The sequence below is a fragment of the Mesorhizobium silamurunense genome, from assembly GCF_014843825.1.
In the GTDB taxonomy this organism is placed as follows: Bacteria; Pseudomonadota; Alphaproteobacteria; order Rhizobiales; family Rhizobiaceae; genus Mesorhizobium; species Mesorhizobium silamurunense.
The window spans coordinates 1-5,173 of the sequence record NZ_JHQR01000413.1 but is presented as its reverse complement, the minus strand read 5'-3'; the positions used below and the strand labels follow the sequence as shown (position 1 = coordinate 5,173).

The following is a 5,173-nucleotide window of genomic DNA, read 5'->3' as shown; positions in this document are numbered from 1 at the left end:
GGAAAGGAGAACATCGCTCGTCTCGCGCGTCTGCATGCAATCAGCCTTCACTCAGTGTTGCCGCATCTCAATTTGCAAAGGCCGTGCCAGCGCGCTCATCGCGCAATAAGCGCATGATTAGGCTTCGAAAAACCGCCATTTGCTCGAGATGGCCGGTTGTATTGAACCCGACATGTCTTGTGTTCGCTGTCAGGTCTTGGACACACATCACCCGAGCTTGAAGGCGGTTCCGCACGGCGCCGCTTGGGGCCTTTCCGGGCGGTGCCGACTGCACATTTGACGTCTTCGAGCGCGTATTGCGCGAGGAAACCCGACGCCAATTCGACGCCATTCGGCAGCGCTGCAGCACGCTGCCATGCTTGCTCAGGCGCCATGCGCATGGGCAACTATGCCGATCCGGGATGCGTCAGAGCGCGCAAGCCGTCGCCCTGCCTTGCCTGCTGCTCGTCGCGTCACCCGTTCGCGCGACCGTCTCCGTGCTCTCTTCAAAGACCATCCCCTGCGGCTGGCTTGTTGACCTATGGGCGGATCCGGCCCGCCCGAAACCCTCGCCAACAGCTTTTTTCCCCGCCGCCTGCGGCGGCTTCCTCGCGCCGCTTCGCTTCAAAAAAGCTGCCCGCTCGGGTCCTGCGCTGCCGCTGTGGCCCTGTCGGGTTCGGGCGGTCCCGACGCGCCCATCACGGTCCGCCATCGCAGGGGAATGGTCCCCGGCGACAGCAAAAGGAGACTTCAAATGACCGCGATCGGTTACGTCACTAGCCAAGAAAACGGCGGCTACAAGGGCCAGCTCAAGACGCTCAGCGTCCGCGCCGACATCGACATCGTGCCCAATCAGGCCAAGAGCGCCGACAACCATCCCGACTTCCGGGTGCTGACGCAAGGGGTCGAAGTGGGTGCCGGCTGGATCCGTACCGGCGAGACCTCTGGCAAGGACTATGTGAGCCTGTCGATCGCCGCCCCGGAGTTCGGCCCGCGCAAGCTCTACGCCAATCTCGGCCGCGCCGCCGGCCAGGACGATGACGACACCTACGCCATCATCTGGAATCCGGCCGACTGAACGGCCGAACTCGTGCCTCGCGCCGCAATCGGCGCGGGGCACTTTCCAGGTTTCTCCTGCGAAGCTCGCCACTCCAAGGGGCGGCGAAAACTCTCCCCCGACTCTTCGCCCGTCCCCGAGACGACCTCGCTCGCCCATCCTCGCCTTCGCTTCTCCTTAAGCGAAACGAGGACCATAATGGACGACGAAAACGAACGCGCGGCCCGCGCCAAGAAGGGCAGCCCGTTTCTCAACACAGCCCAAGCCGCCTTCTATATCGGGCTCTCCCAGCGCACGCTGGAAAAGATGCGGCTCAAGGGCGGCGGCCCGAAATTCCGTAAGCACGGCCGCTATGTCCGCTACCACATCGACGAGCTCGACGACTGGTCGAAAGGCCGCTCGCAGGACGCTACGCCCGAAGATGGCGACGCCGGTCCTACCGCTGCCGGCGAGGGAGGCCGCTCATGAGCCGGCGCGCTTCCATCCGTCTGATCGGCAGCCGCCTGCGGCGCATCCGGGCGCGCAACACGATCATCATTGCCGCGTTTGGCCTCGGTCTGATCGGCTTCGCCGACTTCGTCAAGCCATCGCCCTGGCTGGTCTGGAACGCCTCAGCAAGCGCGCCCGTCGGCCTTTATCGCATCGCGGCTGGACCACCCGCGCGTGGCGATCTCGTGCTCGTCTTGCCACCAAAATCGGTTGCCGATCTCGCCGCCGAACGCGGCTATCTGCCTCGCAATGTGCCGCTGGTGAAGCGCCTTGCCGCGCTGCCGGCAGAGCATGTATGCGCCTTCAACGACGCCATCATCATCGGCGGCGAGATCGCCGCCCGCCGGCTCGCAACCGACGCCAAAGGCCGTACGCTGCCATGGTGGAACGGGTGCCGCAAGCTCGCTGACGATGAGCTTTTCCTGCTCGGCGACGACGCGGACCGATCCTTCGACAGCCGCTATTTCGGGCCGGTGCCGGCCGCAAATATCACCGGGAGGCTCGTGCCGCTATGGACCGAGTGACCCTCTTGATGCTCGGCATGATCGCTATTGCGCCATGCGCCTGTTCCGCCTCGACCGGCGCTAAGCCGGCCGTCATCTCCCGTGATCCGCAACTTCAACGATGGCAGGAGTTCGTAGCGGAAGCAAGCAGACGCTTCCGCATTCCCAAAGCCTGGATTTACGCCGTCATGAATGCTGAAAGCAGCGGCAAGGCCCTGCTCGACAGCCGCCCCATCACTTCACGCGCCGGCGCGATGGGCCTCATGCTGGTGATGCCTGGCACCTATCAGGATATGCGTGTCGAATACGGTCTGGGACCGGATCCGCACGATCCGCGCGACAGTATTTTGGCCGGGACCGCCTATCTGCGCGCCATGTATGACCGCTTCGGATTCCCAGGTCTGTTTGCCGCCTACAACGCCGGACCGGAGGGCTACGCAAGCCATTTGAAGCGTGGCAAGCCGCTGCCAAGGGAGACCGTTGACTACCTCAAACAGCTCAAGGCGACGGGGGTTTCGGCGAATGACATGAACGAATTCAAAGGTAAATCCGCCGCTTCAACGGGGCCAAACGCTCCCTCCAGACGCTCGCTCTTCTTCTTTCATGATGGTGTTCGCGCCCGCCACGGGAACGGCGATCTCTTCGTGCCGCTCGGGACGGATGGCGCGCGGCCGAAGAAGCCGGATCGCTAGCAATGTGCGGGGCGGGGGGTGTCCTGGAGGGGAGGGCGCGTAAGGCAAGATAAAGGCAGCGCCTCCAGGAGGCGGTCAAGTGCCTGTCTGCACATCGTTTTTGCCGGAGGCTGCCGGTGGCGCCAGGAGGGCGCGGCGCACAAGTCTCTGATTTTGCTTCAATTATTGAGGAGGCTGGCGTGACAGACGACGAGTTCAGGCCGAAGCTTGGCAAAATCGGGTCGCGCGGTTCGAAGGCTGGTAAACGCTTCGCCAGCCAGGTCCGAGCGGCGGTCAACAGAGCAGGCGGTAGATCCCAGGGCGCCGGCTGCTTCGCCGGGAGCCGGGTAGGGCGCGGCGGGCCAGCGGCCACCCTGCTGAAATCGCGCGACCGCCATGCCGCCTTCCGGCAGCGGCGCGTCGTCGTCAAGGTACGGGTCGTCAAGCTGGCCGGCAAGGGTGCGGACGGAGCGCGTGCACACCTCCGCTATCTGCAGCGCGACGGCGTTACCCGGGAAGGCGAGCCTGGCGAGCTCTATGGTGCCGACAGCGACCACGTCGATGGCAAGGCCTTCATCGATCGTGCCGGCGGTGACCGGCATCAGTTTCGCTTCATCGTCGCAGCCGAAGACGGCATTGAATACGACGACCTCAAGCCACTCACACGGCGCCTGATGACACAGATGGAGGAAGATCTCGGCACCAAGCTCGATTGGGTTGCCGTCGACCATTTCAACACCGGTCACCCGCATACGCACATCATCGTCCGCGGCAAGGACGAGCGGGGCGAGAATCTCGTCATCGCGCGGGAGTACATCTCCTCTGGCCTGCGAGAGCGGGCGGCCGAGCTGGTCAGCCTCGACCTCGGCCCGCGCACCGATCGTGAGATCGAGCAGCGCCTTCGCCAGGAGATGGAGCAGGAACGCTTCACCAGTATCGACCGGCAGCTGCTTAGAATGCGCGACGAGTACGGGAAAGTCTCGACAGATGGCCGCGACGCCTTTCGCCAAACACTGTATCAGGGTCGGCTGCGCAAGCTCGAGCGGATGGAGCTGGCCGAGGAAGTGGGCTCCGGTCGCTGGCGGTTGGATGACGAGCTCGAAGCCACGCTACGTCGCATTGGCGAGCGCGGTGACATCATTAAGACCCTGCACCGTGAACTGGCCGCAAAGGGACTCGCCCGCAGTGCTGCCGATTACAATGTCCGTGATTGGTCGGGAGCGGAGACGGAGCCCGTGGTCGGTCGCGTTGTAGCGCGCGGGCTGTCGGACGAGATCAACGATCGGCATTATCTTGTAGTCGACGGTGTCGACGGCAGAACTCACTACCTGGACATCGGCAAAGGCGAGGCGACAGAGCCGACGCCCGACGGCTGCATCGTGCGTGTCACGCCAAGGGGTACAGAGCCGCGGCAAGTCGATCGGACGATCGCCGACATCGCCGCCGCGCATGGCGGGCGATACAACCTCGATATCCATCTGAAGCACGACGCGTCAGCCACCGCACGCTATGCCGAAACGCATGTGCGGCGACTAGAGGCGATCCGGCGCGTCACTGGTGGCGTGGAGCGCCAGCCGGACGGCACCTGGATCATTGCGCCGGATCATCTCCACCGCGTTTCCGATTACGAGCGGCAGCGGGCCAGGGTTGAGCCTGTCGTTGTCGACAAGCTCTCGTCGTTGCCCGTGGAGCGCCAAGTAAACTTCGACGGCGCCACATGGATTGACCGCGAGTTGGTCTCCGATGCGCCGAAGTCCTTGCGCAACTCTGGCTTTGGCCGTGAGGTACAGGAAGCGCAAGCCCGCCGGCGGCAGTGGCTGATTGCTCAAGGCCTCGCTCAGGAAGACCAAGACCGGATCGTCTATCGCGCCAACATGATTTCGATCCTGCGCCAGCGCGAGCTTAGCCGGGTTGCCGGTCAGCTGTCGGACGAGCTCGGGCTGCACTATGCCGAAGCTCAGCCTGGAGATCGGATAGTGGGCACGCTACGTCGATCCGTTGACCTTGCCAGCGGCAAGTACGCTGTTATCGAGAACTCGCGCGAGTTCACGCTGGTGCCATGGCGGCCATTGCTCGAGCAGCACATGGGCAAGGAGGTTTCCGGGATGGCGAGCTGGGAGGGTATTTCATGGACTATCGGGCGGCAGAGGAGCGGGCCGGGTGTTTCGTGAGATGGCTGCATCTGCCCAGGTGCTTGTCGAGGCGTAGATGGTTAGCCGGAACGACGAAGTCGTTGAGTGTTAAGCGATTGATAATGCAACATTATCGTTCGTTTTGGTGCGCCGACAGGCTGTGCGTTTTGGCGCGAAAACCATGGCACAAAGCGCACCGCCACTTTACCCTCCAAAACCATGATTCGCCTCGATCCCGCGATTGCCAGCTTCGCCCCGTTGCCGACCGTGCCGGCATGGGCGATGGCCAACGGCGCCGTGCCGAGCGACGCCGACGCCGCCTTTCGGGCCGGGGCCGCCTTG

General features: G+C 63.8%; 6 protein-coding genes. 5 read left to right on the top strand and 1 reads right to left on the bottom strand.

What is annotated here, in order from left to right:
- Positions 1–733 precede the first annotated feature (733 nt).
- The 5 genes from DH10_RS35245 (at position 734) to rlxS (ending at position 4,870) form a co-directional block, all read left to right on the top strand.
- The gene (locus DH10_RS35245) at positions 734–1,057 is read left to right on the top strand and encodes a DUF736 domain-containing protein (RefSeq protein ID WP_192244289.1); all 324 of its coding nucleotides are present in this window, start codon (positions 734–736) and stop codon (positions 1,055–1,057) included.
- 177 nt (positions 1,058–1,234) lie between these two features.
- Positions 1,235–1,504 carry a helix-turn-helix transcriptional regulator gene (locus DH10_RS35240; protein ID WP_192385904.1) on the top strand — a complete coding sequence of 90 codons (270 nt, stop codon included), beginning with the start codon at positions 1,235–1,237 and terminating at the stop codon, positions 1,502–1,504.
- Positions 1,501–2,049: a S26 family signal peptidase gene (locus tag DH10_RS35235; protein WP_192385903.1), complete on the top strand. Its 549-nt coding sequence runs from the start codon at positions 1,501–1,503 to the stop codon at positions 2,047–2,049. The genes DH10_RS35240 and DH10_RS35235 overlap by 4 nt, the downstream gene beginning before the upstream one ends.
- Entirely contained in the window at positions 2,037–2,720 is a 684-nt protein-coding gene (locus tag DH10_RS35230; RefSeq protein ID WP_192385902.1) for a lytic transglycosylase domain-containing protein, read from the top strand. The genes DH10_RS35235 and DH10_RS35230 overlap by 13 nt, the downstream gene beginning before the upstream one ends.
- Positions 2,721–2,899: 179 nt before the next feature.
- Positions 2,900–4,870: a relaxase/mobilization nuclease RlxS gene (gene rlxS / locus DH10_RS35225; RefSeq protein ID WP_192385901.1), complete on the top strand. Its 1,971-nt coding sequence runs from the start codon at positions 2,900–2,902 to the stop codon at positions 4,868–4,870.
- Between the two features lie 41 nt (positions 4,871–4,911).
- Here the strand turns inward: rlxS and DH10_RS36430 are convergent.
- Positions 4,912–5,173, bottom strand: a 262-nt coding sequence (locus DH10_RS36430) for a hypothetical protein (RefSeq protein WP_210327889.1), incomplete at its 5' end; no start/stop codon positions are given.

Bases quoted from the DNA above. Each gene is read 5' to 3' on its own strand.
- DH10_RS35240 (WP_192385904.1), top strand. From the start codon at position 1,235: ATGGACGACGAAAACGAACGCGCGGCCCGCGCCAAGAAGGGCAGCCCG.
- DH10_RS35235 (WP_192385903.1), top strand. From the start codon at position 1,501: ATGAGCCGGCGCGCTTCCATCCGTCTGATCGGCAGCCGCCTGCGGCGC.
- DH10_RS35245 (WP_192244289.1), top strand. From the start codon at position 734: ATGACCGCGATCGGTTACGTCACTAGCCAAGAAAACGGCGGCTACAAG.
- DH10_RS35230 (WP_192385902.1), top strand. From the start codon at position 2,037: ATGGACCGAGTGACCCTCTTGATGCTCGGCATGATCGCTATTGCGCCA.